Source organism: Micromonospora sp. DT62 (genome assembly GCF_049847285.1).
Lineage (GTDB): Bacteria > Actinomycetota > Actinomycetes > Mycobacteriales > Micromonosporaceae > Micromonospora > Micromonospora reichwaldensis.
The window spans coordinates 494,495-521,301 of the sequence record NZ_JBNCOB010000002.1 but is presented as its reverse complement, the minus strand read 5'-3'; the positions used below and the strand labels follow the sequence as shown (position 1 = coordinate 521,301).

The window sequence follows — 26,807 nt, the reverse complement described above, 5'->3', positions numbered from 1 at the left end:
ACGGGCGATGCGCAGCGTCAGGACGCGGCTACCTCGCTGTAGTACGCCTCGACTTGTAGCTTGATGTCCACTCCGCGCTCCTTGAGCCACGGCACCGGGTCGAGCGGCTCGCCCTTGACATGCACCTCCAGGTGCAGGTGGGAGCCGTAGGAGTGGCCGGTGTTGCCCACGAGGCCGAGCTGGTCGCCCGCCTTCACCTGCTGACCCTCCTTGACGCTCAGCGCGGAGGAGTGGCCGTAGATCGCCTCGCTGCCGTCCGCGTGCTGGACGATCACGGTGTGGCCGTAGCCGCCGAACCAGCCGGCCTTGGTGACGGTGCCGCCGTGGATGGCGACGTAGGGGGTGCCCTCGGGGGCGACCAGGTCGACGCCGGTGTGCAGCTTGCCCCAGCGCATGCCGTAGGGCGAGTTGAACTCGTAGCCCTGGAGGGGGAGCAGCCAGACCTCGGGCTCGGCGGACTCGGCGCCTTCGGCGCGGTCGCTGTCGCGGCTGGCGCGGTTGGCGTTGTCGCCACGGGCCGCGGCGTCCTGGTTGACCGCCGAGGCGGCCTTGAGCTCGTCGAGGACCGACGGGCTGACGCTCTTGGCGTCCGGCAGGGCGCCCGCGCCGATCGCGACGATGCCGGCGCCGACGAACGCGGTGGTGACCACGGCTGCGTAGCGGCTACGCGGAGGGGTGGGTACGCGGCGACGACCGCGATATCGATCGGGCTCAGACGACAGGCGCTGGCGCACGCACACCCTCCGTTGTCGGGGATCCGAAGCGGCTTCCTCGACGCCCGTGAAGCTCGGGTGAACGCCGGTTGGCCGCGTCGTCACCCGTCCGTGGACCTGATGACAACCGTGGACACGTTAGCCAACCGCCAGTCCCCTCACAAGCCGAAGCGCCGAATTGCTACCGCGTTCTGTCCCTTTCCGTCCATGATTGTCATGGGTCGTACCCCTCGAACGGTGCCCCCTTACCTGCCCGTTCGTCGCGCAGGGTGACCGAACGGCGGAGTCGTCCGGCTTGACGCCGGGGGCCGTCGCCGTCCGCCGTGCCGGCGCCGGCGGGAGTCCGGCCGGGTTCGCGCGCCGTGAGGTTCGCCGCCCGGATTTCCCGGGCAGGGGCGGGCGGGTTACCGTTCGTTCAGTGAAGCCGCGGAGCCGGTGAAAGGGATGCGCTGATGAGCTCTCGTGTACGGGTCGTCGTCGCCAAGCCGGGCCTGGACGGCCATGATCGTGGCGCAAAGGTCGTGGCGCGTGCCCTGCGGGATGCCGGCATGGAGGTCATCTACACCGGCCTGCACCAGACCCCGGAACAGATCGTGGAGACCGCGATCCAGGAGGACGCCGACGCGGTCGGGCTCTCCGTGCTGTCCGGGGCGCACATGACGCTGTTCCGGCGGGTGGTGGAGCTGCTCGGTGAGCGCGACGCCCGCGACATCGTCGTGTTCGGCGGCGGCATCATTCCCGACGCCGACATCCCGGAGCTCCAGCGGCTCGGGGTCGCCAAGATCTTCACGCCGGGCGCGACGACCCAGTCGATCGTCGAGTGGGTCCGGCAGAACGTCGCCCAGCCGGTCGCCTGACGGCGGTCGCGGACTCGGGACCGCTCGGCGGCCGAATCCGGGCAGGGGGAGGGGCCGGACGCACCCCTCACACGTCCGGCCCCTCTATGCACGATGCCCCGCCGCCACCCCTCGACCGACAGGGCATCGGCCGCTCCCGTCGTCGCGCTGCATCAGCGCTCCGACACCTGACTCAACGACGCCCACACGGACGGGTTACGCACCCCCGGCAACATCGCCCGGACGGCTGACATCGGGCCGAAGTCGCGGAAAGGCCGCGGGAAGCCGCCGATTGTGCATTACCACACAACGTGCACCCGCTCGGTTGCCGGCGGTGTCCACCTCGCTAGGCTGCGCCCAATGGCCTGTTTCGAGTGATGACAGGCGTCAAACTGTTTTCCATAACGCTGGTGGCGGCGCGACGGCGCGCCGCGGAGACGGGACGGGACGCGCAAACGTGGACCTGTACGAGTACCAGGGGCGAGACCTGTTCGAACGGCACGGCTTGCCCGTGCTCGCCGGCGGCGTCGCCACGACCCCGGAGGAGGCCCGCGCGATCGCCGAACGCCTCGGCGGTCGGGTGGTCGTCAAGGCGCAGGTGAAGGTCGGTGGCCGAGGCAAGGCCGGCGGCGTGAAGCTGGCCGAGGGCGCCGAGGAGACGGTGGCCCGCGCCACCGACATCCTGGGCATGGACATCAAGGGCCACACCGTCCACAAGGTCATGATCACGGTGACCGCGGACGTGGCCGAGGAGTACTACTTCTCCTACCTGCTCGACCGGGCGAACCGCACCTTCCTCTGCATCGCCAGCGTCGCCGGCGGCATGGACATCGAGCAGGTCGCCGCCGAGACCCCGGAGAAGGTCGTCAAGGCCCCGATCGACGCCAACACCGGCGTCGACGAGGCGAAGGCGCGCGAGATCGTCACCGCCGCCAACTTCCCGGCCGAGGTCGCCGACCAGGTCGTCGAGGCCGCCGTGGGGCTGTGGAAGGCCTTCGTCGCCGAGGACGCCACGCTGGTCGAGGTGAACCCGCTGGCCAAGACCGGCGAGGGCAAGCTGCTGCTGCTCGACGCCAAGGTCACCCTCGACGAGAACGCCGGGTTCCGGCACCCGGACCACGAGGCGCTGGTCGACCAGGCCGCGGTGGACCCGCTGGAGCAGGCCGCCAAGGAGAAGGACCTCAACTACGTCAAGCTCGACGGCGAGGTCGGGATCATCGGCAACGGCGCCGGCCTGGTCATGTCGACCCTCGACGTGGTCGCGTACGCCGGTGAGCGGCACGGCGGCGTCAAGCCGGCCAACTTCCTCGACATCGGCGGTGGCGCGAGCGCCGCCGTGATGGCGAACGGGCTGGAGATCGTCCTCTCCGACCCGTCGGTGAGGAGCGTCTTCGTCAACGTCTTCGGCGGCATCACCGCCTGCGACGAGGTCGCCAACGGCATCGTGCAGGCGCTGGCCCTGCTCGAGCAGCGCGGCGAGCAGGTCACCAAGCCGCTGGTCGTCCGCCTCGACGGCAACAACGCCGAGGCCGGCCGGGCGATCCTCGACGGCGCGAACAACCCGCTGGTCCAGCGGGTCGACACGATGGATGGCGCGGCCGAGCGGGCCGCCGAGCTGGCGGCTGCGGGGGTCTGACAATGGCTATCTGGCTGACCAAGGACTCGAAGGTCATCGTCCAGGGGATGACCGGTTCCGAGGGTTCCAAGCACACCCGGCGGATGCTCGCCGCGGGCACCAACGTCGTCGGCGGCGTCAACCCGCGCAAGGCGGGCCAGACGGTCGACTTCGACGGCACCGAGCTGCCGGTCTTCGCCAGCGTCGCGGACGCGATGGCGCAGACCGGTGCGGACGTGACTGTGATCTTCGTACCGCCGCAGTTCACCAAGGGCGCGGTCGTCGAGGCGATCGACGCCGGGATCGACCTGGCCGTGGTGATCACCGAGGGCGTGCCGGTGCACGACACCGCCGCGTTCTGGGCGTACAACGTCGCCAAGGGGGAGCGGACCCGGATCATCGGTCCGAACTGCCCGGGCATCGCCTCGCCGGGCGCCTCCAACGCCGGCATCATCCCGGCCGACATCACCGGCACCGGCCGCATCGGCCTGGTCAGCAAGAGCGGCACGCTGACCTACCAGATGATGTACGAGCTGCGCGACATCGGCTTCTCGACCTGCGTCGGCATCGGCGGTGACCCGATCATCGGCACCACCCACATCGACGCGCTCGCCGCGTTCGAGGCCGACCCGGAGACCGACGCGATCGTCATGATCGGTGAGATCGGTGGCGACGCCGAGGAGCGGGCCGCCGAGTTCATCAAGGCGAACGTGACCAAGCCGGTGGTCGGCTACATCGCCGGCTTCACCGCACCGCCCGGCAAGACCATGGGCCACGCCGGTGCGATCATCTCCGGCTCGGCGGGCACCGCCGAGGCCAAGAAGGACGCGCTGGAGGCGGTCGGCGTCAAGGTCGGCAAGACCCCGACCGAGACCGCCAAGCTCATGCGGGAGATCATGTCCGCGGGCTGAGCCCGACCGACGTACGACCGGAGGGCCGACCGTTCGCGGTCGGCCCTCCGCCGTCGTGGCGCGGCGGCCCCGGTCGTCGTGGCGCGGGCGGCCTCAGTCGTTGTAGAGCGGGTAGTTGCCGCCGGCCCAGAGGACGCCGTTGCCGATGATGTTGAGCACGCCGAACGCGATCGCCAGGTAGCCGAGCACGGGCGACTGGCCGAAGCGCTTGGCGTCCCGGATCGACAGGTAACCGAAGACGATCCCCAGGATGCCGCAGCAGAGCAGGCCGAGGATGATGCCGAGCACGCCCCACAGCGTCGTGCGGTCGCGACCGGCCGCGGACGGTGCCGGCGGGGGCGGCGGATACGGAGTGTTCACGGCTCTCCTCCGGACGTCGGTGCCGCGACCCTGCGGTCGCGTCCCTGCGCCCGAGGCTAGACCTGATCGGGGGCCCGAGATGGTGGATCACGGAACTCGTCGCCGCTGCGGGGCGGTATCGGACTGCCACCGCCGGCCCGGCATGCCAGAGTAGACGCGATGTCCTCCGTCACCCCTGATCAGCCCAGCCGTCCCGGCGCCGACGTCGGCCCCGGCGCCCGGCCGGCCGCGCCCGTCGGGCGGAGCCGCCGGGTGCCCGCGCAGCGCGCCGGCGAGCCGCGCCGCAGTCGCGCCCCGCTCGTCGTCGCCGCCGGGGTCGCCGCCGGGTGGGCGGCGCTCACCTCCTGGCTGCCGGTCGTGGTCGTGCTCTGGCTGTTCCAGCTCAGCGAGGGTGCCGCCTCCGTGCCGGGCGCGCTGCGCGCCGCGCTGGCCGGCTGGCTGCTCGGGCACGGCGTGCCGCTGGACACCGCCGCCGGCCCGCTCGGGCTGGCCCCGCTGGCGCTGACCGCCCTGGTCGTCTGGCGGCTGACCCGGGCGGGCGTGCACGCCAGCCGGGCCATCGGCGCGCGGGGCGGCCGGTCGCCCCGACAGGCGCTCCTCGCCGCCGGCGCGGTCGGCGTCGCGTACGCGCTGCTCGGGGTGCTCGGCGCGGTGCTGGCCGGCGCGTCACCGGTGCGCGCCGGGCTGACCCTCCTGGTGCTCGGCACGCTCGGGGCCCTGGTGGGCTCGGCCCGGACCACGCGCGTGGCCGGCCTGCTCGCCGCGCGGTCCCCGGACGCGCTGCGCGACGGGATCCGCACCGGGCTCGTCGCCGGGCTGCTGCTGTTCGGCGCGGGGGCCGGCGCGGCGGGGCTCGCCGTGGCCACCGGGGGCGGGGACGCCGCCGACCTGATCGGGGCCTACCGCACCGGGGTCGCCGGCCAGGCCGGGATCACGCTGGTCAGCCTCGCCTACGCGCCCAACGCCACGGTCTGGTCGGTCAGCTACCTGCTCGGCCCGGGTTTCGCCGTCGGCACCGACACGGCGGTACGCACCAGCGAGGTCTCCGTGGGGGCGCTGCCGGCCGTACCGCTGCTGGCCGGGCTGCCGCGTGGGCCGGTCGACGGGCTCGGCGCCGGGCTGCTCGCGGTGCCGGTCCTCGCCGGGATGGCCGCGGGTTGGCTGCTGGCCCGCCGGCTGCTCCGGCTCGCCGCCGACGACCGGGCACCGCTGCGCTGGGGGCCGCTGCTCGGGGCGGCGGCGCTCGCCGGCCCGGTGGCCGGTCTGCTGCTGGGCGCCGCCGCGGCGGCCTCCGCCGGATCGCTCGGCGGCGGCCGGCTGGCCCAGGTGGGGCCCGTCGCCTGGCAGGTGGCGGCGGTGGCGACCGGGGTCGTCACGGTCGGGGCGCTGGTCGGCGCCGCCGCGACCCGGGTGCTGTCCCGCGCGCCCCGCTGAGGGGGCCGGAGACGCCGAAGGGGCGCCCCGGACGGGCCGGGACGCCCCTGTCGCATGACGGTCAGGGCTGGTTGGGCAGCGTCAGACTGAAGCCCAGGAAGACGATCTGGAGCAGGCCGAGCACGACGCCGATGGCGCCGCAGATCAGGCCGGCGAGGGCCTGACCGTTGTTGTCGGCCAACCCCTGGGCGGCCTTCTGCTTGCCCATCCACCCGGTCACCAGCGCACCGATGCCCAGCGGGATGCCGAGGTAGCAGCAGACCAGCGGGATCGAGGCGATGCCGAGGATCATGGACACCAGACCGAGGGTGTTCTGCTGCTGCCCCGGCCCCTTCGCGGCGAATCCCGCGTTGGGGTACATGGGCGGCTGCGAGTACGCCTGCTGGCCGTACGGGTCCTGGTACGGCTGCTGCCCGTACGGCTGACCCGAGGTGGGCGGCTGCCCGTACGGCTGACCCGAAGTGGGCGGCTGGCCGTAGGGCTGGCCCGAGGTCGGCGGCTGGCCGTAGGGGTCCTGCTGGCCGTACGGGTTCTGCTGGCCGTACGGATCCTGCGGCGCGGCGTACGGGTCGTTCGGCTGCCCGGAGGCGGGCTGCTGACCGTACGGCGCCGCCGGCGGCGGGGCGTACGGGTCGTGGTGCGGTGCGTTCGGATCCTGGTGCGGCTGCTGGCCGTACGGATCCTGTCCGGGGTAACCGGGCTGCATGCGACTCCTCGTCCGATCTGTCAGTAGCTGCTGGTGGAGGTGTCGCCGCCCATCACACCGGCGAGCCCACCGAGCAGGCAGCACACCAGCACGATCACGTACCAGCTGATGCCGACGATGAGCGCCCACTTGGACCACTTCTTCGACTCGGCGGCGGCGGCCTGGGCCCCGGCGTAGTCGCCCTGCTGGAGCAGCGGGTTCACCTTGGAGGCGTTGATGATCGCCGGGATGGCCAGCGGCCAGAAGAGGAAGATGGCGACGATCGACATCGTCATGTTGTTGTTGACCTGCGGCTGCTGCGGCTGGTATCCGGGCTGCATTTCGGCGTACTCCTCATTCCACTCGACACCCCCGCGGGGCGTCGGATCACTGACGGGTGCGGGCCGACGCGCGCCGGGCCCGAGCGACCGGCAGCGTACCTGGTCCGGGCCATTCGCGTCGTCGGTGAATGTCGCAATGCCCAGCGGATGGACGCTGCGGCAGGCCCGATAGGGTGGCCCGGTGACCGAGCCCGCGCCCGTCGCCCGCATCGTCGTCCTCGTCTCCGGCTCCGGGAGCAACCTCCAGGCACTGCTCGATGCGAGCGCCGATCCGGCGTACGGGGCCCGGGTGGTGGCCGTCGGCGCCGACCGGGACGGCATCGCGGGTCTGGACCGGGCCGCCGCGGCCGGTGTGCCGACCTTCGTCGAGCGGGTCCCCGACCACCCCAGCCGCGAGGACTGGGACGCCGCGCTGGCCGCCCGCGTCGCCGAGCACCGGCCCGACCTGGTCGTCTCCGCGGGTTTCCTCAAGCTGGTCGGCCCGCGCTTCCTGGCCGCCTTCGGCGACCGCTACCTGAACACGCACAACACGCTGCTGCCGGCGTTCCCCGGCATCCACGGCCCGCGCGACGCCCTCGCCTACGGCGTGAAGGTCACCGGCGCCACGCTCTTCTTCGTCGACGCCGGCATGGACACCGGCCCGATCGTCGCGCAGGTCGCCGTGCCGGTGCACGACGACGACGACGTCGAGACGCTCACCGAGCGCATCAAGGAAGCCGAGCGGCGCCAGCTCGTCGAGCAGGTGGGCCGCCTGGTCCGCGAAGGTTGGACGATCACCGGAAGGAAGGTCACGGTCCCGTGAGTTCCACTCAGGACGAACGCCGCCCGATCAGGCGGGCGCTGGTCAGCGTCTACGACAAGACCGGCCTGGTCGAGCTGGCCCGGGCGCTGCACACGGCCGGGGTGGAGCTCGTCTCGACCGGCAGCACGGCCTCGGCCATCGCCGGCGCGGGGGTGCCGGTGACCCCGGTCGAGACGGTGACGGGCTTCCCGGAGATCCTCGACGGCCGGGTCAAGACCCTGCACCCGAAGGTGCACGGCGGGCTCCTCGCCGACCAGCGCAAGGACTCCCACGTCGCCCAGCTCGGCGAGCACGGCATCGCGGGCATCGACCTGCTGGTGTCCAACCTCTACCCGTTCCAGGCCACGGTCGCCTCCGGCGCCGGCGTCGAGGAGTGCGTCGAGCAGATCGACATCGGCGGCCCGGCCATGGTCCGGGCGGCCGCCAAGAACCACGCCTCGGTCGCCGTGGTGACCGACCCGGCCGCGTACCCGGCCCTGCTCGCCGCGCTTGGCGAGGGCGGTTTCACGCTGGCCCAGCGGCGCGTGCTGGCCGCCCGGGCCTTCGCCGTCATCGCCGAGTACGACGTGGCGGTCGCCGAGTGGTGCGCCGCCACGCTGGCGCCCGAGGAGGACGGCTGGCCGGACTTCGCCGGGCTGTCGCTGCGCCGGCAGGCGGTGCTGCGCTACGGCGAGAACCCGCACCAGCCGGCGGCCCTCTACGTCGACCCGTCCAGCCCGGCCGGGCTCGCCCAGGCCGAGCAGCTGCACGGCAAGGAGATGTCCTACAACAACTACGTCGACGCGGACGCGGCGTGGCGGGCGGCCAACGACTTCGCCGACCAGCCGGCGGTGGCGATCATCAAGCACGCCAACCCGTGCGGCATCGCGGTCGGGGCCGACGTGGCCGAGGCGCACCGCAAGGCGCACGCCTGCGACCCGGTGTCCGCGTACGGCGGGGTGATCGCGGTCAACCGTCCGGTCTCGGTCGAGCTGGCCCGGCAGGTCTCGGAGATCTTCACCGAGGTGCTGGTGGCGCCCGGCTTCGACGAGGGCGCGGTGGAGGTCCTCCAGGCGAAGAAGAACATCCGGCTGCTGCACGCGCCGGCCTTCGACCCGCTGCCGGCCGAGTGGCGGCAGGTCACCGGCGGCGTACTGGTGCAGATGGCCGACCGGATCGACGCCGAGGGCGACGACCCGGCCAACTGGCGGCTGGCCTCCGGCGAGCCGGCGGACGAGGCGACCCTGCGCGACCTGGCCTTCGCCTGGCGGGCGGTACGCGCGGTGAAGAGCAACGCGATCCTGCTGGCCCGGGACGGCGCGACGGTCGGCGTCGGGATGGGCCAGGTCAACCGGGTCGACTCGGCACACCTCGCGGTCAGCCGGGCCGGAGCGGACCGGGCCCGTGGCGCGGTCTGCGCCTCGGACGCGTTCTTCCCCTTCGCCGACGGCCCGAAGATCCTCATCGACGCCGGCGTCCGCGCGATCGTCCAGCCGGGCGGCTCGATCCGCGACGAGGAGGTGATCGCCGCCGCCAAGGAGGCCGGCATCACCATGTACTTCACCTCCACCCGCCACTTCTTCCACTGACCTCCCGGGGAGGGTCAGGGGGAGGGGCGGAGTTCGGCGAAGTGGCAGGCCGAGGGGTGCGGGTCCGCCGCGCGGAGGACCGTGTGGGGCTCCTGGGTGGCGCAGACCTCCTGGGCCTTCCAGCAGCGGGTGCGGAAGTGGCAGCCGCTCGGCGGGTCGGCCGGGCTCGGCACGTCGCCGGTGAGCCGGATCATGGTGCGCCGGTCGCGGGCCTCCGGGTCCGGCACCGGCACGGCCGAGAGCAGCGCCTGGGTGTACGGGTGGGTGGCGCGCTCGTAGATCTCGTCCTCGGTGCCGATCTCCACGATCTTGCCGAGGTACATGACCGCGACGCGGTCCGAGATGTGGCGGACCACCGACAGGTCGTGCGCGATGAAGACGTACGACAGGCCGAACTCGTCCTGGAGCTTCTCCAGCAGGTTGATCACCTGGGCCTGGATCGACACGTCCAGGGCGCTGACCGGCTCGTCGCAGACGATGATCTCGGGCCGCAGGGCGAGCGCGCGGGCGATGCCGATGCGCTGCCGCTGACCGCCCGAGAATTGGTGCGGGTAGCGGTTGATGTGCTCCGGGTTCAGGCCGACCACGTCGAGCAGCTCCCGTACCCGGCCCCGCCGGCTGCCCTTCGGCGCGGCGTCCGGGTGGATCTCGAACGGCTCGCCGATGATGTCGCCGACCGTCATCCGCGGGTTCAGCGAGGTGTACGGGTCCTGCATCACCATCTGCATGTTGCGCCGCAGCCGGCGCAGCTCGGCACCGGAGGCGGAGAACAGGTCCCGGCCCTCCAGGGTGGCCCGGCCGGCGGTCGGCGTCTCCAGCCGCATCAGCAGCCGGGCCAGCGTCGACTTGCCGCAGCCGGACTCGCCGACCACCCCGAGGGTCTCGCCCCGGCGCAGCTCGAAGCTGACCCCGTCGACGGCCTTGACGGCGCCGACCTGCCGCTGGAAGAGCACGCCCTGCCGGATCGGGAAGTGCTTGACCACGTTGTCGACGGCGAGAATCGTCTCGCCGCGCACCTTGGTCGGGCTAGCGGGCGCTGTCATCGCGGACCTCCTGGGCGAAGTGGCACGCGCTGGTCCGGCCGTCGCCCAGGACCAGGTCGTGCGGCACCACGTCGACGCAGACCTGCTGCACGTACGGGCACCGGGGGTGGAAGGGGCAGCCGGACGGGATCCGCATCAGGTTGGGCGGCAGCCCCCTGATCGTGGAGAGCTCCTGACCCCGGACGTCCAGCCGCGGGATCGACTCCAGCAACCCCTTCGTGTACGGGTGGGCCGGCGACCGGTACAGCGAGCGGACGTCGGCGTGCTCGACGATCCGGCCGGCGTACATGACGGCGATCCGGTCCGCGACGCCGGCGACCACGCCGAGGTCGTGCGTGATCAGGATCATCGCCATGTCGAGGTCGCGGCGCAGGTCGGCCAGCAGGTCCATGATCTGGGCCTGCACGGTGACGTCCAGGGCCGTGGTCGGCTCGTCGGCGATCAGCACCTTCGGGTTCATGGCCAGCGCCATCGCGATCATGACGCGCTGCCGCATGCCGCCGGAGAACTGGTGCGGGTAGTCGCCGAGCCGGCTGGCGGCGCCGGGGATCCGTACCAGGTCCATCAGCTCGACGACCCGGGCACGGGCGTCCGCCTTCGACATGCCCTCGCGCTGGCGCAGCGTCTCGCCGATCTGCCAGCCCACTCCGAAGACGGGGTTCAGCGCGGAGAGGGCGTCCTGGAAGATCATCGCGATCTCCTTGCCGCGCACCTGCCGGCGCTGCTCCTCCGGCAGCTTCAGCAGGTCCCGCCCCTGGTAGAGGACCTCGCCGGAGCGGATCACGGCCGGGGGAGTGTCGAGGATGCCCATGATCGCCTGGGCGGTGACCGACTTGCCGGAGCCCGACTCGCCGAGCACGGCGAGCGTCTCGCCGGGATCGAGGTGGTACGAGACCCCGTTGATCACCCTGGCGACGCCCTCGCCGGTGCGGAACTCGACGTGCAGGTCCCGTACGTCCAGCAGGTGCCCGCCCTCGGGCGTGGGTGAGGCCGGCGTGGGCCGGACGGCGGACTGACTCACGGTTCACGCCTTTCGCTCGCGACTGCGGGGCTCGCTGCGCTCACTCCTCGCGCTCGCATGGTTCATGCCTCTCGCTCGCGACGACGGGGCGCACGGGGCTCCTCATCTCAACTTCGGGTCGAAGGCGTCGCGGATCGCGTCGCCGAGCATGATGAACGCCAGCACGGTCAGCGCCAGGAACGTCGAGGGGACCAGCAGCGGGGTGACCGACTCCCGCATGTGCACCCGGCCGGCGTCGATGTCGATGCCCCAGGAGATGGTCGGCGCCCTGAGCCCGATGCCGAGGAAACTCAGCGTCGCCTCGGCGGCGATGAACGAGCCGAGGGCGATCGTCAGCACCACGATCGCCGGGGCGAGCGCGTTGGGCAGGATGTGCCGCAGCATGATCCGGCCGTCGCCGGCGCCGAGCATCCGGGCCGCCGCGACGTAGTCCTGCTCCTTGGCGGTGATCACCGAGGAGCGGACGACGCGGGCGGCGGTGGTCCAGCCGAGGATCGCCAGCACGAAGATGACGGCGCCGATCCGGACCGCCGAGCTGTCGCTGTTGACCCGCTTGAGCAGCACGATCGCGGCGAGCAGGAGCGGGATGCCGAGGACGACGTCGATCACCCGGGAGAGCACCGCGTCGACCCAGCGGCCGAAGTAGCCGGCCAGCATCCCCACGGTGAGCGCGATCAGGCCGGTGAGCAGCGCGGAGAGCGCGCCGACCAGCAGCGACGCGCGGGCGCCGTAGACCGCCCGGGCGTACGTGTCGCAGCCCTGGAAGTCGTACCCGAAGATCGCCCCGCCGGACGGCCCGGCGTGCTGGCGGGCCAGCACGCAGTCGCGCGGGTCGTTCGCGGTGAACAGCCCGGGCGCGGCGGCCATGGCGGCGACCAGCACCACCAGGGCGAGGCTGATCCAGAAGATCGGCTTGCGGCGCAGGTCGCGCCAGGCGTCGCCGGCCAGGCTGCGGGGCTTCTGCGGTACGCCGACCTGGTTCGGCGCGCCGGGCTCACCCGACGGCCCCCGCCGCGCGGCCTGGTTCTCGCTCGCCGCGACGGTCTCGAAGTCACTCATGCCCGCACCTCGCTGCGCTCACTCATGCCCGCACCTCGCTGCGCTCGGCGCCGGCACGAACACTGCGCTGCCGATTCGTTCGCTGCGCTCACTCATAGCGGATCCTCGGGTCGAGTACGGCGTACAGGACGTCCACCACCAGGTTGGAGACGAGGTAGACCACGACGAGCACGCTGACGATGCCTACCACCAGCGGACCGTCCTCGGTGCGGATGCCGCGGAAGAGGTTGAAGCCGACGCCGGGGATGTTGAACACGCCCTCGGTGATGATCGCGCCGCTCATCAGGTTGCCCAGCTCGACGCCGAGGAAGGTGACCACCGGGATGAGCGAGTTGCGCAGCACGTGGACGCTGACGATCCGCCGCTTGACGAGTCCCTTCGACCGGGCGGTGCGGACGTAGTCGGCGCGCAGGTTCTCGGCCACGGACGTCCGGGTCAGCCGCAGCGCGGTGGCCAGGGAGAGCGAGCCGAGCACGATGCCCGGCAGCAGGAGCGCGTACAGGTCCGGGTCGGCGCCGGCGGTGGCCGGGAAGAGCTGCCACCTGACGCCGAGGAGGTACTGCGCCAGCGGCGCGAGCACGATCGTCGGGATGCCGAGCACCAGCAGGGTCAGCAGCAGGGTCGAGTTGTCGAAGATGCTGGCCCGCCGGATGCCGGCGAGCACGCCCGCGGTGACCCCGAAGAGGATGGTGACCGCCATGGCGATCAGCGCCAGCTTGACTGTGACGGGCCAGGCGGCGGCCAGGATGTCGCCGATCGAGCGCCCGGTGAGGGACTGTCCGAGGTCACCCTGGAGCAGGTTCTTGAGGTAGTCGAAGTAGCGGTAGAAGAAGCCGCCGACCCCGGTCCGGTCGAGGTGGAACTTCTCCGTCAGGTATGCCCGCTGCGCCGCCGTGACCGGGCGTTCACCGGCGAGCGCCTGGATGGGATCGCCCTGGCCGGCGAACATCAGCGCGTAGACGATCAGCGTGGTCCCGAAGAACGCGAGGACCATCTGGAGCAGACGCCGCAGGATGAAGCGGAACATACTTGGCAGTCTGGCGGAAAAAGTGCGAAGAGGAAGGCGGGTCGGGCCACCGTCCGCCGATGGCCCGACCCGTCCTGCCGTGGTTGTTACTTGACGGCCTCGATCTTCACGAGGTCGATCCGGTCGAAGAGATCCATCTCCACGTTCGTCACCTTGGTGGAGTGGCCGAAGTTGTTCTGGCCGTACCGCAGCGGGATCACCGGCAGGTCCTCCGCCAGCAGGTCCTCAGCCGCCTGGTACTTCTTGATCGCCTCGTCCTCGTTCGCGGCGCTGGCGCCCTCGGCGAGCAGCTTGTCGAACTCGGGGTTGCTGTAGCCGTAGTAGTTCGACGAGCCGTTGCTGCTGTACAGCGGGCCCAGGTAGTTCTCCATGGACGGGTAGTCCATGACCCAGCCCATCCGGAACAGGCCGACCGGCTGCTTGGCCTTCACCTTGGTCAGCAGGTCCGCGAACTTCGGCTCGGCGGTGCCCACGCAGTCCACGCCCAGGTTGGCCTTGAGTTGGTTGCAGGTCGCGTCGATCCAGTCCTTGTGGCCGCCGTCGCCGTTGTAGGACAGCTCGATCCTCGCCGGGCCGCCCGCGGCCTGGTAGAGGCTCTTGGCCTTGGCCGGGTCGAACTCGCCGGCCCCGCCGATGGTGTTGTCGCGGTAGCCCGCGACGACCGGCGAGACGAACGAGCGGGCCGGCTGCTGCGAGTCCTTGAAGATCGACTTGGTGATCTCGTCCCGGTCGATCGCCATCGAGATGGCCTTGCGCACGTCCGGGTTGCTGAACTCCTTCTGGAACGTCGGGAAGGCCAGCACCTGCAGCGACGAGGCGGAGCTCTGCTTGAACCGGTCACCGAGGTCGGTGCCGGCCGTCGAGAGGTTCTCGGTCGGGATGGTCTTGATGACGTCCAGGTTGTCCGAGAGCACGTCCGCGTACGCGGCGGTCGGCTGCTGGTAGATCCGGAACTCGACGCCGGCCACCTTCGGCTTCTCGCCGGGGAAGGCGTCGTACTTCTCGACCTCGACCTTGGCGTCGTGCTGCCAGGTGCCCTTCATCTTGAACGGGCCCTGACCGACCGGCGCCTGCTCGTAGCCCTCGGCAAGTACGCCGGGCGCGGAGAACGCGGCCTTCGGCATCGGGTAGAAGGCGGTGTAGCCGAGCACGGACTTGAACTCGCTGTACGGCTCCGACAGCGTCACGGTGAAGGTCAGGTCGTCGACCTTCTTCAGCCCGCTGAGCGTCTTGGCCTTCGGGGTCTCGCCCTGCATGTCCTCGTAGCCGGCGATCTTCTCGAAGAAGTAGCTGGAGTTCTGGCCGTTCGGGGCGTAGGCGCCGTAGTTCCAGGCGTCGACGTAGTTGTCGGCGGTGACCTTCTCGCCGTTGTGGAAGGTGTAGCCGTCCTTCAGCTTGACCGTCCAGGTCGTGTTGTCCTCGGACGTCACCGACTCGGCCGCCACCTCGTGGGGCTTGTTGGCCTCGTCGTAGTCGACCAGCGGGCTGAACAGGGCGGCGAGCACCTGCGAACCGCTCGTCTCGTTGGTGTTGGTCGGCACCAGGTGCTGCGGCTCGGCGATCTCGATCCGCACGGCCGCGTCGGGGTTGCTCTCGCCGGATCCACCGTCGCCGCCCGAGCCGCAGGCCACCAGGCCCAGGGTCACCGCGAGCGGGAGGGCGGTCCAGGCAGCGAGCCTACGAACACGCATGTAGCCTCCTCATCTCCTCACGCTGCGCAGTCAGGCCCGGCGCTGGGTTTACGCTGCGCAACGTTGGGCAACGGTAGGTCGCCGGCCGGCGATCGACAACGGGCGGGTTGCGAACCGATAACGGAGTCACCGCCGGGGCCTTGTCGTGGCGGGCCGGGTCTGCTAATGCCGTGTGGCCCGCGAATGCGGCGCTGAGCAGCGGGGACTCTCGACGCGGTCGGTGCCCGTCGCGGCCGGTCCGCCCGATCGCGCCGTCGCGGCCCGACCGTGTCCCTTCGCCGCCCCGATCGCCCGTGCGTCCGGTTCCAGGCGGGCCCCGGCGGCCGGTGTGTCACTCAGAGTGATTAACCGCACGTCACTCTCAGTGGTCACATTGCGGGCTTGGCGCAGGTCGTCGGATCGCCGGCCGCCGACCGTGAGACGATCTGGGCGTGACGGCGACGCTTCTGGACGGCAAGGCGACCGCGGCCGAGATCAAGGACGAGCTGCGGACACGGGTCAAGGCACTGGCGGAACGCGGCATCACCCCCGGGCTCGGCACCGTCCTGGTGGGTGCGGACCCCGGCTCCCAGGCGTACGTCAACGGCAAGCACCGCGACTGCGCCGAGGTGGGGGTCGCCTCGATCCGCCGCGAGCTGCCGGCCGACGCGACCCAGGCGCAGGTCGACGCCGTGCTCGCCGAGCTGAACGCCGACCCGGCCTGCCACGGCTACATCGTCCAGCTGCCGCTGCCGGGCCACCTCGACACCCAGCGGGTGCTGGAGCTGATCGACCCCGACAAGGACGCCGACGGCCTGCACCCGGTCAACCTCGGCCGGCTCGTCCTGGGCTACGACGCCCCGCTGCCCTGCACCCCGCGCGGCATCGTCGAGCTGCTCCGCCGGCACGACGTGCCGCTGCGCGGCGCCAAGGTCGCCGTGGTCGGCCGCGGCAACACCGTCGGCCGTCCGCTCGGCCTGCTGCTCACCCGCCGCAGCGAGAACGCCACCGTGACCCTCTGCCACACCGGCACCCTCGACCTGGCCTCGCGCACCCGGGCCGCCGACATCGTCATCGTGGCCGCCGGCGTACCGGGCCTGCTCACCGCCGACATGCTCACGCCGGGCGCGGTCGTGGTCGACGTCGGCATCACCCGGGTCATCGGCCCGGACGGCAAGGGCCGCTACACCGGCGACGTCGCCGGCGACGCGGCGGAGGTGGCCGGCAAGCTGGTGCCCATGCCGGGCGGCGTCGGCCCGATGACCCGCGCGATGCTGTTGACCAACGTCGTGGAGCGGGCCGAGCGCGACTGAGCGCCCGCCGGGCCCGCCCGGAGCCGGACGGCCGTGACGTTCGCCCCATCCCGGCGATGGTCGCCTCCCCTGACCTGATCGGTGCCAGGATGACTGATACGGTCCGGAAAACCGACTGGTAGCAGGGAGTGGGACGACCATGGGTAAGAAGGTCACTGTCGTCGGGGCCGGCTTCTACGGCTCCACCACCGCACAGCGCCTGGCCGAGTACGACGTCTTCGACACCGTCGTGATCACCGACATCGTGGAGGGCAAGCCCGCAGGTCTCGCCCTGGACCTCAACCAGTCGCGCGCCATCGAGGGCTTCGAGACCAAGCTGGTCGGCGCGACCACCGGCCCGAACGGCGAGGGCTACGAGGCGATCGAGGGCTCGGACGTCGTGGTGATCACCGCCGGCCTGCCGCGCAAGCCGGGCATGAGCCGCATGGACCTGCTCGAGACGAACGCGAAGATCGTCCGCCAGGTCTCCGAGAACGTCGCCAAGTACGCCCCGAACGCCGTCGTCATCGTCGTGTCCAACCCGCTCGACGAGATGACCGCGCTGGCTCAGCTCGCCACCCAGTTCCCGAAGAACCGGGTGCTCGGCCAGGCCGGCATGCTGGACACCGCCCGGTTCACCAACTTCGTGGCCGAGGCGCTGGGCGTACCGGTGAAGTCGGTGAAGACGCTGACCCTCGGCTCGCACGGCGACACGATGGTGCCGGTGCCGTCGCAGAGCACGGTCGACGGCAAGCCGCTGCGTGAGGCCATGCCGGCCGAGCAGATCGAGGAGCTGGTCGTCAAGACCCGCAACGGCGGCGCCGAGGTGGTCGCGCTGCTCAAGACCGGCTCGGCGTACTACGCGCCGTCGGCCGCCGCCGCCCGGATGGCCAAGGCCGTCGCGGAGGACTCCGGCGAGGTCATGCCGGTCTGCGCCTGGGTCGACGGCGAGTACGGCATCTCCGGCGTCTACCTGGGTGTCGAGGCCGCGATCGGCGCCGAGGGCGTCAAGCGGGTCGTCGAGACCGACCTGGACGCCGACGAGCTGGCCAGCCTGAAGGAGGCCGCCGAGGCGGTCCGCGCCAAGCAGGGCGACGTCGCCTCCATGTGACCCATCACCCGTCGAGGGGGCACGCCGGTCCGCCGGCGTGCCCCCTCGTCGTTCCGCCCTGCAGCGTCACGAACGCCTCGCCCAGGTGCGGGGTGGCGAGCACCGCGGGCCCGCGCGCGGCCAGGTCGCGCAGCAGCCCCACCCGCGAGGCACGCGCCGCGGCGGCGTCCTCCTCGTGGGCGTACGCCAGCTCGGGGTCGACCAGTTGCACGGCGTGCACCAGCAGGTCGCCGGTGAGCAGCAGGCGCTCGTCGCCCACCTCCAGCAGCACCGACTGGTGCCCGGGCGTGTGCCCCGGCGTCGGCAGCAGCCGTACCGTCGAACTGAGCCTCTCCTCGCCGTCGACGACCCGGAGCTGGCCGGCGGCGCGCAACGGCGCGACCAGGCCGGCTGACAGCCCCGGGGCGAGCTGCCCCACGGCGGCCAGCTCGGCCCGCTGGAGCAGGTAGTCGGCGTTCGGGAAGTACGGCGTTCCCGGTGAGCCGGTGACCGCCCAGCCGACGTGGTCGCTGTGCAGGTGGGTGAGCACCACCGTGCGTACGTCGGCCGGGTCGATGCCGGCGGCGGCGAGTTCGGCCGGCAGCCGGCCGGGCACCGGCGCCCAGCTCGCGGCGGGCGAGCCGGCCGGGCCGATCCCCGCGTCGACCAGGGTCACCGGGCCGTTCCCGGCGCGAATGGCGAAGCTGCGGAACGGCAGCCACCACCGCCCGTCGGCGGTCACCGCGGCCGGATCCCGCCGGTCGGCCGCGCGCCAGTGCTCCGGCGTGGCGTCCGGGAACGCCTCCGCGCGGGGCTGGAAGAACGGCCCCTCGCCGTCAGTGAGCGCGGTGACCGTGATAGACCCGAGGATGCGGCTCGGTGGCATCCGGCGATCATGCCAGCGGCCCCGTGCGCCGTGCACGTCGTTTGTTCCGGCCGACCGAGGCCGGCTGGGGACTGCCGATCAGTTTCCAGTACGCTCGTACTGCTTGAGCACGAGTCCCCCGAGAGGAGCGCCGGCCGATGGCGAAGATCAAGGTAAACAACCCGGTCGTTGAGCTCGACGGCGACGAGATGACCCGGATCATCTGGAAGCAGATCCGGGAGCAGCTGATCCTGCCCTACCTCGACGTCGACCTGCACTACTACGACCTGTCGATCCAGCACCGCGACGAGACCGACGACCAGGTCACCGTCGACGCCGCCAACGCCATCAAGGAGCACGGCGTCGGCGTCAAGTGCGCGACCATCACCCCGGACGAGGCCCGGGTGGAGGAGTTCGGCCTGAAGAAGATGTGGCGGTCGCCGAACGGCACGATCCGCAACATCCTCGGCGGCGTCGTCTTCCGCGAGCCGATCATCATGTCCAACGTGCCGCGGCTGGTCCCCGGCTGGACCAAGCCGATCATCATCGGCCGGCACGCCCACGGTGACCAGTACAAGGCCACCGACTTCGTCGTCCCGGGCCCGGGCAAGGTGACCGTCACCTACACCCCGGCCGACGGCGGCGCCCCCATGGAGATGGAGGTCGCCAACTTCCCCGGCGGCGGCATCGCCATGGGCATGTACAACTACGACGAGTCGATCCGGGACTTCGCCCGCGCCTCGTTCCGGTACGGCCTGGACCGCAACTACCCGGTCTACCTGTCCACCAAGAACACCATCCTCAAGGCGTACGACGGCCGGTTCAAGGACATCTTCGCCGAGGTGTTCGAGAACGAGTTCAAGGCCGAGTTCGACGCCGCCGGCATCACCTACGAGCACCGGCTCATCGACGACATGGTCGCCGCCGCGCTCAAGTGGGAGGGCGGCTATGTCTGGGCCTGCAAGAACTACGACGGCGACGTGCAGTCCGACACCGTCGCGCAGGGCTTCGGCTCGCTGGGCCTGATGACCTCGGTGCTGCTCTCCCCGGACGGCCGTACGGTCGAGGCCGAGGCCGCGCACGGCACGGTCACCCGGCACTACCGGCAGTGGCAGAAGGGCGAGAAGACCTCGACCAACCCGATCGCGTCGATCTACGCCTGGACCCGGGGCCTGGCCCACCGGGGCAAGCTGGACGGCACCCCGGCGGTCACCGAGTTCGCCAACACCCTGGAGCAGGTCATCGTCGACACCGTCGAGGGCGGCCAGATGACCAAGGACCTCTCGCTGCTCATCTCGCGGGACGCCCCGTGGCTGACCACCGACGAGTTCATGAACGCGCTCGACGAGAACCTGGCGCGCAAGCTCTCCGCCTGATCCTCTCCGCGCCTTCCGGCGGCACCTGACGGTGCTGCCGCCGCATCACCAGGAGCCCGCCGGCACCCGCCGGCGGGCTCCCGCCGTTCGACCCGCTGACGCCGTCCCGCCGTCTCGGTACGTGGACTCTGGCGGTGGTCGCCAGGCGAGCGCCTGAGATCTTGGTGAGAAACGGCCCCTCCAGGGGCCTGTTCCTACCAAGATCTGCTCGGCTTGCCCGGACCCGGCGACGCCCGCGGGTCGGCTGGCGGCGTGTCGGTCGGTGACGCGCCGTTCGGCGTCACCTGCGTCGGCGCGCCTCGTTGACCTGGGTGGACGAGATGCCAGTCGCGTCCAGGAAGGTTGACCGCGGTCGCCTCGCGGTAAGCGTGCCGATCAGCCAGCCTTCCCGGCTGTCGCGCACAGCCAGCCGTCCCTTCCCTGCGGGGGGCCCTGTCCCGGGCCCCCCGCGCCCTGTCTCCGCCCCGCCACCGCGCGCCGGCCCGACCGCCCGCACCGGTACCACTCCACCTGGCAGCGCCGGTCGAATCGGCGGGGGCACGCCGGTCGCCGTCTCGCCCCCACTGGGCGCGGTGCCGTCGGCTCAGGCGGCGCGGAGGAGTTCGGCGGCGCGCTCCGGGGCGATGTCGTTGATGAAGACGCCCATCGCGGACTCCGAGCCCGCCAGGTACTTCAGCTTGTCCTTCGCGCGCCGGATGCTGAACAGCTGCAGGTGCAGGTGGCCCAGCTCGCGGTCGACGCGTACCGGCGCCTGGTGCCAGGCGGCGATGTAGGGCATCGGCACGTCGAACAGCCCGTCGAAGCGACGCAGCAGGTCCAGGTAGAGCGGCCCGAAGGCGTCCCGCTCGGCGTCGTCGAGCGCGGGGATGTCCGGCACCGGCCGGTGCGGGGTCACGTGCACCTCGAACGGCCAGCGGGCCGCCGCCGGGACGTACGCCGTCCAGTGCTCGTTGGCGGCGACCACCCGGTCGCCGGCGGCCCGCTCGGCGGCGAGCACGTCGGCGTAGAGGTTGCGCCCGCCGGTGCGGTCCGCGTGCCGGCGGGCGGCGGCCAGCAGCGCCCGGGTCCGCGGGGTCACGAAGGGGTACGCGTAGATCTGGCCGTGCGGATGGTGCAGGGTCACGCCGATCTCCACGCCCCGGTTCTCGAAGCAGAACACCTGCTCCACCCCCGGCAGCTCCGCGAGCGCCGACGTGCGGTCGGCGAGCGCGTCGAGGACGGTACGCACCCGGCGTGGCGGGAGGGACCCGAAGGACGCGTTGTGGTCGTCGGTGAAGCAGACCACCTCGCAGCGGCCCCGACCCGGGCGGACCGGGGTGAACGGGGTGATCTCGGCGGGCTCCTCGGCCACCCGGCCGCTCAGGGAGGGGAACCGGTTCTCGAAGACGGCGACGTCGTAGTCGGGCGCCGGGATCTCGCTCTGCCGACCGCCGGTGCTGGGGCAGAGCGGGCACTGGTCGGCCGGCGGGAGGAAGGTGCGCGTCTGCCGGTGCACGGCGACGGCCACCCACTCGTCGGTGAGCGGGTCCAGGCGCAGCTGCGACGCGGGCGGTGGCGGGGGCAGCTCGCGCCGGTCCGGCTGGTCGCGGACGGCGTCGTCCCGTTCGTCGAAGTAGACCAGCTCCCGGCCGTCGGCCAGCGCGATCGCGGTGCGCTTCACCTCGCCATCCCCTCATCTGTCGTCGTGGCCGTCCGCCCCGCGCCCGTGCCGGGGGGCACGACCACCAGTTCGCCCACCCGGTCGTCGAGCGCCCGCTGCGCGTCGGGGGGCAGCCGGTCGTCGGTGACCAGCACGTGGGCGGCGGAAAGCTCAACGATCGAGGAGATGCCGACGGTGCCCCACTTGGTGTGGTCGGCGAGCACGACCAGCCGGTCGGCGGCGGCCACCAGGGCGCGGTCGGTCTCCGCCTCCATCAGGTTCGGCGTGGTGAACCCGGCCCGCTCCGTGATCCCGTGCACGCCGAGGAAGAGCAGGTCCAGGTGCAGCGACCGGATGGCGGCGACGGCCAGCGGCCCGACCAGCGCGTCCGACGGCGTACGCACCCCGCCGGTGAGCACCACGGTCTGGTCGGACCGGCCGCCGGCGTGCAGGATCTCGGCCACCGGCAGCGAGTTGGTGACGACGGTCAGGCCCGGCACGTCGACCAGTCGACGGGCCAGCTCGGCGGTGGTGGTGCCGGCGGAGAGGGCGACCGCCGCCCCGGGGCGGACCAGCTCGGCGGCGCGGCCCGCGATGGCCGCCTTCTCCGCCAGCTGCCGCACCGACTTGGCCCGGAAGCCCGGTTCGTCGGTCGAGCCGGGGCCGGCCACCGTGGCGCCGCCGTGCACCTTGGCCAGCAGGCCGCGCTCGTGCAGCGCCTCCAGGTCGCGGCGGATGGTCATGTCCGAGACGCCGTACTCGGCGGCCAGCTCGGTGACCCGCACGCCGCCGGTGGCGCGGACCCGGTCCAGGATGGCCGCCTGCCGTTGCTGAGCGAGCATCCGCCGCACCTCCGTGCCAGCCGCGCGCACGCGGTCGAACGTGTTCGAACAAAGATGAACATTAGCGCGAAGGAGGGACCACCGGTAGGCGGAGGGCGCGATCAGATGGACTGGAGCCGGGGTTCGACCCAACCCGTCTCGTTCAGGTGGTGCAGGACGGCCTCGACCGCCTCGTCGATCGTCATGTCGCTGGTGTCGACCACCAGGTCCGCGTCGGTCGGCTCCTCGTAGGGGTCGTCGATGCCCGTCATGCCGGTGAGCAGGCCGGCCCGGGCCCGGGCGTAGAGGCCCTTGCGATCGCGCTGCTCGCAGACCTCCAGCGGGGTCGCCACGTGCACCAGCACGAAACCCGCCCCGGCGGCCAGCGCCATCTCCCGGGCGGTCGCGCGGGCCTGGGCGTACGGGGCGATCGGGCAGCAGATGCCGACGCCGTGGTGCCGGGCGATCTCCGCCGCCACCCAGCCGATCCGTCGCACGTTGAGGTCCCGGTCGGCCTTGCTGAAGCCCAGCCCGGCGGAGAGTTCGCGGCGCACCACGTCGCCGTCGAGCAGCGTGATGCTCCGGTCGCCCTGCTCGCGCAGCACGTCGGCCAGGCCCCGGGCGATCGTCGACTTGCCGGAGCCCGAGAGCCCGGTCAGGAAGACCACGAGGCCCCGGTGCCGCCGCGGCGGCCGGGCCCGGGCCAGCTCCTTCGCCACCGCGGGCGGGGTGTGCCACTCGGGCAGCGGGAACCCCCGGTCCAGCAGGTCGTCGATCTCCGGCTGGGTCAGCGCCAGGCGCCGGTTGCGGGGCGGGATGTCCTCCCGCCAGCGCCACTGCCCGTCGCGGTTGTCGTAGGCCAGCTCGCGCGGCACCAGCACCCGCAGGCCGGCGCCGGAGAGCATCTCACCGGTGGAGAGCAGGTGCGTGACGCCGTACGCCGCCGACACCCGGGCCCGCAGCAGCGCGTCGCTGATCTCGTCGCGCCGGCGGGACAACGGGACGGCGACGAGCGTGGCCGGCGGCATCCGGTCGCGGGCGGCGAAGACGCTGCGTACGAGCGCCTCCGGCGGCAACCCACTGAGGCCGTCCTCGCCGACCGGGATCATCACCAGCAGGTGGGCGCCGAGCGTGCGGACCGCGTGGGCGATCTGGGCGAGCTGCGGCCGGTGCAGCGGGCGGTCGGCGATCACCCCGAGCACCCGACCGGACGGCAGCAGCGGGCGTACCTCCTCCGGGGTGCGGCGCAGCCGCTGGAAGGGGCCGTGACCGCCGTCGCCGAGCCGGCGGACCGTGCCCCCGACGCCGGCCACCCCGTCGCGGACCTGCCACGCGTCGGCGACGTCCAGCGCCGCGACCGGCGCGCCCTCCCCGTCGGTGAGCACCAGGGTGCGGCGTGCCTCGTCGCGCGGGTCGAGACCCTGGGCGAGCGCCGTCGGCACCTGGAGGGTCACCGGCACCGGCCACGGTGAACCGTCGGCGAGCCGGCTCCGCCGACTCACCGAGACCAGGTCGGCGCGGGTCATGAAGCCGGGCAGCGGGGCGTACGCCCCGATCAGCAGCAGCTCCAGGTCAGCCAGCTCGCCGGGGCGCGGCGTGTACGCCGGCGCGTCCCGGAGCACCTCGTCGGGCAGCACCCAGCTGTTGCTCATCCATCCCCCAAACGACACTGACCGGCACACAGTTTCTCAGCCGCCCGGCGATCGGTCGAGAGCGCCACTCCACCCCGCACCCGACGGTAGGGGGTGGCGGCCGACGCGGCCGGGCGCGCACGGGACCTCCGCGAGGGCGCCCGTCGCCGCCGGGGACCCTAGGGGACGTGGGCCGCCAGGATCAGGGGAGCGCCCGGGGGCGAGCCGCTGCCCACAGGGGTCTCCGCCTCCTACGCTGTACGACGTGACACTCATCGCGACCGACTCGCTGACCAAGACGTACGGGGGTGGGGTCACCGCGCTGGCCGACCTGACCGTCGCGGTCGAGCCGGGGATCATCGGGTTGGTCGGCGCGAACGGCGCCGGCAAGTCCACCCTGATCAAGATCCTGCTCGGCCTCCTCGCCCCGACCAGCGGTCAGGTCCGGGTCCTCGGCCTCGACCCGACCACCGACTCCGCCCAGGTCCGCGCCCGGGTCGGCTACATGCCCGAGCACGACGCCCTGCCGCCGGACCTCTCCGCCGCCGAGCTGGTCACCCACCTCGGCCGGGTCAGCGGCCTGCCGCGTACGGTCGCCCGGGAACGGGCCTCCGAGGCGCTGCGGCACGTCGGGCTCTACGAGGAGCGCTACCGCCCGGTCGGCGGCTACTCCACCGGCATGAAGCAGCGGGTCAAGCTCGCCCAGGCCCTGGTGCACGACCCCGACCTGCTGCTGCTCGACGAGCCGACCAACGGGCTCGACCCGGCCGGCCGTGACGCCATGCTGGCGCTGGTGCACCGCATCGGCACCGAGTTCGGCATCTCCGTGCTGGTCTGCTCGCACCTGCTGGGCGAGGTCGAGCGGATCTGCGACACCCTGGTCGCCATCGACGGCGGGCGGCTGCTGCGCGCCGACCACATCTCCGCCATGACCTCGGCCACCGACGTGCTCGCCGTCGAGGTCAGCGAGGGCACCGACGAGCTGGCCGCCCGGCTGGCCGCGCTCGACCTGCCGGTACGCCGGGACGGCCGGCTGCTGCTCGTCGAGCTCGCCGACGACGCCACCTACGACCTGATCATCGGCGCGGTCGCCGAGCTGGACCTGCCGCTGCACCGGCTGGACCAGCGCCGGCACCGGGTGGCCGAACTCTTCGCCACGAGGGAGCCCAGCCATGCCTGAGCCGACCGGCGTCATCCACGACATCGGCTACCAGCGCTACACCGGTCCCCGGCTGGGCCGCCGGGCCGTCTTCGGCGCGCTCTACCTGCACGGCCTGCGTACGGCGTTCGGGCTGGGCCGCAGCGCGAAGGCCAAGATCTTCCCCTGGCTGGTGGTCGCCATCGTCACCGTGGTGGCCGCCGGCCTCGCGGCCGTACGCAGCCAGGTCGGCGAGTCGGTGATGACGTACGCCCAGTTCGCCGACAACATGAGCTGGCTGGTCATCTTCTTCGTCGCGGCGGTCGCCCCCGAGCTGGTCTCGCGGGACCTGCGCAGCGGGGTGCTGCCGCTCTACTTCTCCCGGCCGCTGCCGAGGTCGGACTACCCGCTGGCCAAGCTGCTGGCGCTGGCCACCGCGCTCTGGCTGCTGCTCGGCGGGCCGCAGCTGGTGATGTTCCTGGGCGCCGCGTTCACCACCGGCGACGGCATGCGCGGGGTCTGGAACGAGCTGCTCGACCTGCTGCCCAGCCTGCTCTACGCCGGGCTCTGGGCGGCGGTCTTCGCCTCGGTCGGGCTGCTGGTCGCCTCGTCCACCGGCAAGCGGGCGTTCGCAGCCGGCGGGATCGTGGCCGTGTTCCTGATGACCACCCCGATCGTCGGCACCTTGTCGATCATGCCCTCCCAGGCGGTCAACGAGCTGGCCTTCCTCGCCTCGCCCTCGACGTTGGTGGGCGGAGTGGGCACCTGGGCACTCGGCGACCTGCTGCTGTTCGAGGGGGAGGGCGGGGTGCCGATCGGCGACTTCGGCCCGGTCTACGCGGTCGCCGCCGTGCTGCTCGTGGCCGGCTGCGTCGCCCTGCTGATGCTGCGATACCGGAAGGTGGCCGCCCGATGACCACGATCAGCGTCGACCAGGCGGCGGGGACGCCGACCGCCGCCAGCACCCTCGACCTCGCCGGCGTCTCCCGCTGGTACGGCAACGTGGTGGCCGTCAACGACGTCAGCATGAGCCTCGGCCCCGGCGTCACCGGGCTGCTCGGCCCGAACGGCGCGGGCAAGACCACCCTGCTGCACATGATGGCGGGCTTCCTGGCCCCGTCGCGCGGGGCGGTGAGCCTGGACGGCCGGCCCACCTGGCGCAACCCGGAGGTCTACCGTCGGCTCGGCCTGGTCAGCGAGCGCGAGGCGGTGCACACCTTCCTCACCGCGTACGAGTTCGTGCTGGCCAGCGCGAAGCTGCACCGGCTGCCGGACCCGGCGGAGGCGGCCCGCCGGGCGATCGCCCTGGTGGAGATGGAGGGCGCGCAGGACCGCCGGATCGGCACGTACTCGAAGGGCATGCGGCAGCGTGCCCGGGTGGCCGCGGCGCTGGTGCACGAGCCGCAGGTGCTGCTGCTCGACGAGCCGTTCAACGGGATGGACCCGCGCCAGCGGCTGCACATGATGGAGCTGCTGCACCGCCTCGGCGACGCCGGCCGCACCATCCTGTTCAGCTCGCACATCCTGGAGGAGGTCGAGCAGGTCTCCGGCACCGTCCAGGTGATGGTCGCCGGCCGGCTGGCCGCCTCCGGCGACTTCCGCACCATCCGCCGGCTGATGACCAACCGGCCGCACGTCTTCGCCGTGCACTCCACCGACGACCGGGCGCTCGCCGTCGCGCTGATGGCCGAGGCGTCGGTGACGGGGGTCGAGCTGGGCCGCGCCGGGTTGACCGTGCGGGCCGGCGACTACGGCGCGTTCACCCGCGTCCTGCCGAAGATCGCCCTGGCGGAGGGCATCCGGGTGCGGCAGTTGGTGCCCGAGGACGAATCCCTGGAGAGCGTCTTCTCCTACCTCGTGGAGGCCTGAA

25 protein-coding genes are annotated in these 26,807 nt (G+C 72.2%); 12 read left to right on the top strand and 13 right to left on the bottom strand.

The features are described 5' to 3' along the window. Positions 1-17: 17 nt before the first annotated feature. Entirely contained in the window at positions 18-734 is a 717-nt protein-coding gene (locus ACPXCB_RS05935) for a M23 family metallopeptidase (RefSeq protein ID WP_425872848.1), read from the bottom strand. Positions 735-1,165: 431 nt separating this feature from the next. Here ACPXCB_RS05935 and ACPXCB_RS05930 point away from each other — a divergent pair, with 431 nt between their 5' ends. From ACPXCB_RS05930 to sucD, 3 genes are all read left to right on the top strand, one after another. After that, positions 1,166-1,570 (top strand): cobalamin B12-binding domain-containing protein, encoded by a 405-nt coding sequence (locus ACPXCB_RS05930; protein WP_132230988.1) that lies wholly within the window; start codon positions 1,166-1,168, stop codon positions 1,568-1,570. Between the two features lie 436 nt (positions 1,571-2,006). Next, positions 2,007-3,185 (top strand): ADP-forming succinate--CoA ligase subunit beta, encoded by a 1,179-nt coding sequence (gene sucC / locus ACPXCB_RS05925; protein WP_425872846.1) that lies wholly within the window; start codon positions 2,007-2,009, stop codon positions 3,183-3,185. A 2-nt stretch (positions 3,186-3,187) separates the two neighbouring features. Continuing rightward, positions 3,188-4,075 carry a succinate--CoA ligase subunit alpha gene (gene sucD, locus ACPXCB_RS05920; protein WP_132230990.1) on the top strand — a complete coding sequence of 296 codons (888 nt, stop codon included), beginning with the start codon at positions 3,188-3,190 and terminating at the stop codon, positions 4,073-4,075. 93 nt (positions 4,076-4,168) lie between these two features. Here the strand turns inward: sucD and ACPXCB_RS05915 are convergent, their stop codons facing one another. Next, positions 4,169-4,435 carry a hypothetical protein gene (locus ACPXCB_RS05915; RefSeq protein ID WP_425872844.1) on the bottom strand — a complete coding sequence of 89 codons (267 nt, stop codon included), beginning with the start codon at positions 4,433-4,435 and terminating at the stop codon, positions 4,169-4,171. A 159-nt stretch (positions 4,436-4,594) separates the two neighbouring features. Between ACPXCB_RS05915 and ACPXCB_RS05910 the strand changes: the two genes are divergently transcribed. Continuing rightward, positions 4,595-5,869 (top strand): DUF6350 family protein, encoded by a 1,275-nt coding sequence (locus ACPXCB_RS05910; RefSeq protein ID WP_425872842.1) that lies wholly within the window; start codon positions 4,595-4,597, stop codon positions 5,867-5,869. Between the two features lie 61 nt (positions 5,870-5,930). Here the strand turns inward: ACPXCB_RS05910 and ACPXCB_RS05905 are convergent, their stop codons facing one another. Next, positions 5,931-6,575: a DUF4190 domain-containing protein gene (locus ACPXCB_RS05905; RefSeq protein ID WP_425872840.1), complete on the bottom strand. Its 645-nt coding sequence runs from the start codon at positions 6,573-6,575 to the stop codon at positions 5,931-5,933. 20 nt (positions 6,576-6,595) lie between these two features. Continuing rightward, the gene (locus ACPXCB_RS05900) at positions 6,596-6,895 is read right to left on the bottom strand and encodes a CD225/dispanin family protein (protein ID WP_425872838.1); all 300 of its coding nucleotides are present in this window, start codon (positions 6,893-6,895) and stop codon (positions 6,596-6,598) included. 181 nt (positions 6,896-7,076) lie between these two features. Here ACPXCB_RS05900 and purN point away from each other — a divergent pair, with 181 nt between their 5' ends. Both purN and purH read left to right on the top strand, forming a co-directional pair. After that, positions 7,077-7,697, top strand: coding sequence for a phosphoribosylglycinamide formyltransferase (gene purN, locus ACPXCB_RS05895; protein WP_425872836.1), 621 nt, complete (start codon positions 7,077-7,079; stop codon positions 7,695-7,697). Further along, positions 7,694-9,265 (top strand): bifunctional phosphoribosylaminoimidazolecarboxamide formyltransferase/IMP cyclohydrolase, encoded by a 1,572-nt coding sequence (gene purH / locus ACPXCB_RS05890; protein ID WP_425872834.1) that lies wholly within the window; start codon positions 7,694-7,696, stop codon positions 9,263-9,265. Before purN ends, purH begins: the two co-directional genes overlap by 4 nt. Positions 9,266-9,279: 14 nt before the next feature. Here the strand turns inward: purH and ACPXCB_RS05885 are convergent, their stop codons facing one another. The 5 genes from ACPXCB_RS05885 to ACPXCB_RS05865 all read right to left on the bottom strand — a co-directional run bounded on the left by ACPXCB_RS05885 (position 9,280) and on the right by ACPXCB_RS05865 (position 15,106). Beyond that, positions 9,280-10,308: an ABC transporter ATP-binding protein gene (locus ACPXCB_RS05885; protein WP_425872832.1), complete on the bottom strand. Its 1,029-nt coding sequence runs from the start codon at positions 10,306-10,308 to the stop codon at positions 9,280-9,282. Continuing rightward, positions 10,292-11,329 (bottom strand): ABC transporter ATP-binding protein, encoded by a 1,038-nt coding sequence (locus ACPXCB_RS05880; protein ID WP_425872830.1) that lies wholly within the window; start codon positions 11,327-11,329, stop codon positions 10,292-10,294. Before ACPXCB_RS05880 ends, ACPXCB_RS05885 begins: the two co-directional genes overlap by 17 nt. 102 nt (positions 11,330-11,431) lie before the next feature. Further along, positions 11,432-12,388, bottom strand: a complete 957-nt coding sequence (locus ACPXCB_RS05875; protein WP_425872828.1) for an ABC transporter permease — start codon at positions 12,386-12,388, stop codon at positions 11,432-11,434. Between the two features lie 88 nt (positions 12,389-12,476). Then, positions 12,477-13,415, bottom strand: a complete 939-nt coding sequence (locus tag ACPXCB_RS05870) for an ABC transporter permease (RefSeq protein WP_425872826.1) — start codon at positions 13,413-13,415, stop codon at positions 12,477-12,479. Positions 13,416-13,501: 86 nt separating this feature from the next. After that, positions 13,502-15,106, bottom strand: a complete 1,605-nt coding sequence (locus ACPXCB_RS05865; RefSeq protein ID WP_425872824.1) for a peptide ABC transporter substrate-binding protein — start codon at positions 15,104-15,106, stop codon at positions 13,502-13,504. A gap of 431 nt (positions 15,107-15,537) precedes the next feature. Between ACPXCB_RS05865 and ACPXCB_RS05860 the strand changes: the two genes are divergently transcribed. Both ACPXCB_RS05860 and mdh read left to right on the top strand, forming a co-directional pair. Then, positions 15,538-16,398, top strand: coding sequence for a bifunctional methylenetetrahydrofolate dehydrogenase/methenyltetrahydrofolate cyclohydrolase (locus tag ACPXCB_RS05860; RefSeq protein WP_425872822.1), 861 nt, complete (start codon positions 15,538-15,540; stop codon positions 16,396-16,398). Between the two features lie 139 nt (positions 16,399-16,537). Beyond that, entirely contained in the window at positions 16,538-17,488 is a 951-nt protein-coding gene (gene mdh, locus ACPXCB_RS05855; protein WP_425872820.1) for a malate dehydrogenase, read from the top strand. A 4-nt stretch (positions 17,489-17,492) separates the two neighbouring features. Here mdh and ACPXCB_RS05850 read toward each other — a convergent pair whose 3' ends face one another. Beyond that, the gene (locus ACPXCB_RS05850) at positions 17,493-18,353 is read right to left on the bottom strand and encodes an MBL fold metallo-hydrolase (protein WP_425872818.1); all 861 of its coding nucleotides are present in this window, start codon (positions 18,351-18,353) and stop codon (positions 17,493-17,495) included. Positions 18,354-18,490: 137 nt separating this feature from the next. Between ACPXCB_RS05850 and ACPXCB_RS05845 the strand changes: the two genes are divergently transcribed. Next, complete coding sequence (locus tag ACPXCB_RS05845) at positions 18,491-19,708, top strand: NADP-dependent isocitrate dehydrogenase (protein WP_101412708.1); 1,218 nt, start codon at positions 18,491-18,493, stop codon at positions 19,706-19,708. A 583-nt stretch (positions 19,709-20,291) separates the two neighbouring features. On the opposite strand, the gene galT is transcribed toward ACPXCB_RS05845, so the two are convergent. The 3 genes from galT to cysC all read right to left on the bottom strand — a co-directional run bounded on the left by galT (position 20,292) and on the right by cysC (position 23,820). After that, positions 20,292-21,368 carry a galactose-1-phosphate uridylyltransferase gene (gene galT, locus ACPXCB_RS05840; RefSeq protein WP_425872816.1) on the bottom strand — a complete coding sequence of 359 codons (1,077 nt, stop codon included), beginning with the start codon at positions 21,366-21,368 and terminating at the stop codon, positions 20,292-20,294. Continuing rightward, complete coding sequence (locus ACPXCB_RS05835) at positions 21,365-22,189, bottom strand: DeoR/GlpR family DNA-binding transcription regulator (protein ID WP_132231006.1); 825 nt, start codon at positions 22,187-22,189, stop codon at positions 21,365-21,367. Before ACPXCB_RS05835 ends, galT begins: the two co-directional genes overlap by 4 nt. Positions 22,190-22,290: 101 nt before the next feature. Further along, entirely contained in the window at positions 22,291-23,820 is a 1,530-nt protein-coding gene (gene cysC, locus ACPXCB_RS05830) for an adenylyl-sulfate kinase (protein WP_425872813.1), read from the bottom strand. 244 nt (positions 23,821-24,064) lie between these two features. Between cysC and ACPXCB_RS05825 the strand changes: the two genes are divergently transcribed. The 3 genes from ACPXCB_RS05825 to ACPXCB_RS05815 are packed head-to-tail and all read left to right on the top strand — an operon-like array spanning position 24,065 to position 26,806. Next, a complete protein-coding gene (locus tag ACPXCB_RS05825) occupies positions 24,065-24,979 on the top strand; it encodes an ABC transporter ATP-binding protein (protein ID WP_425872811.1) in 915 nt (304 codons plus the stop codon). Next, positions 24,972-25,853, top strand: coding sequence for an ABC transporter permease (locus ACPXCB_RS05820; RefSeq protein ID WP_151456320.1), 882 nt, complete (start codon positions 24,972-24,974; stop codon positions 25,851-25,853). The genes ACPXCB_RS05825 and ACPXCB_RS05820 overlap by 8 nt, the downstream gene beginning before the upstream one ends. Beyond that, a complete protein-coding gene (locus ACPXCB_RS05815) occupies positions 25,850-26,806 on the top strand; it encodes an ABC transporter ATP-binding protein (RefSeq protein WP_425872809.1) in 957 nt (318 codons plus the stop codon). Before ACPXCB_RS05820 ends, ACPXCB_RS05815 begins: the two co-directional genes overlap by 4 nt. Position 26,807 lies beyond the last annotated feature (1 nt).

Excerpts from the sequence above, each read along its gene's own strand:
- ACPXCB_RS05930 (WP_132230988.1), top strand. The coding sequence starts at position 1,166 with ATGAGCTCTCGTGTACGGGTCGTCGTCGCCAAGCCGGGCCTGGACGGC.
- sucD (WP_132230990.1), top strand. The coding sequence starts at position 3,188 with ATGGCTATCTGGCTGACCAAGGACTCGAAGGTCATCGTCCAGGGGATG.
- ACPXCB_RS05910 (WP_425872842.1), top strand. The coding sequence starts at position 4,595 with ATGTCCTCCGTCACCCCTGATCAGCCCAGCCGTCCCGGCGCCGACGTC.
- ACPXCB_RS05905 (WP_425872840.1), bottom strand. The coding sequence starts at position 6,575 with ATGCAGCCCGGTTACCCCGGACAGGATCCGTACGGCCAGCAGCCGCAC.
- ACPXCB_RS05900 (WP_425872838.1), bottom strand. The coding sequence starts at position 6,895 with ATGCAGCCCGGATACCAGCCGCAGCAGCCGCAGGTCAACAACAACATG.
- ACPXCB_RS05885 (WP_425872832.1), bottom strand. The coding sequence starts at position 10,308 with ATGACAGCGCCCGCTAGCCCGACCAAGGTGCGCGGCGAGACGATTCTC.
- ACPXCB_RS05875 (WP_425872828.1), bottom strand. The coding sequence starts at position 12,388 with ATGAGTGACTTCGAGACCGTCGCGGCGAGCGAGAACCAGGCCGCGCGG.
- ACPXCB_RS05870 (WP_425872826.1), bottom strand. The coding sequence starts at position 13,415 with ATGTTCCGCTTCATCCTGCGGCGTCTGCTCCAGATGGTCCTCGCGTTC.
- ACPXCB_RS05865 (WP_425872824.1), bottom strand. The coding sequence starts at position 15,106 with ATGCGTGTTCGTAGGCTCGCTGCCTGGACCGCCCTCCCGCTCGCGGTG.
- mdh (WP_425872820.1), top strand. The coding sequence starts at position 16,538 with ATGGGTAAGAAGGTCACTGTCGTCGGGGCCGGCTTCTACGGCTCCACC.
- ACPXCB_RS05850 (WP_425872818.1), bottom strand. The coding sequence starts at position 18,353 with ATGCCACCGAGCCGCATCCTCGGGTCTATCACGGTCACCGCGCTCACT.
- ACPXCB_RS05845 (WP_101412708.1), top strand. The coding sequence starts at position 18,491 with ATGGCGAAGATCAAGGTAAACAACCCGGTCGTTGAGCTCGACGGCGAC.
- ACPXCB_RS05835 (WP_132231006.1), bottom strand. The coding sequence starts at position 22,189 with ATGCTCGCTCAGCAACGGCAGGCGGCCATCCTGGACCGGGTCCGCGCC.
- cysC (WP_425872813.1), bottom strand. The coding sequence starts at position 23,820 with ATGAGCAACAGCTGGGTGCTGCCCGACGAGGTGCTCCGGGACGCGCCG.
- ACPXCB_RS05820 (WP_151456320.1), top strand. The coding sequence starts at position 24,972 with ATGCCTGAGCCGACCGGCGTCATCCACGACATCGGCTACCAGCGCTAC.
- ACPXCB_RS05815 (WP_425872809.1), top strand. The coding sequence starts at position 25,850 with ATGACCACGATCAGCGTCGACCAGGCGGCGGGGACGCCGACCGCCGCC.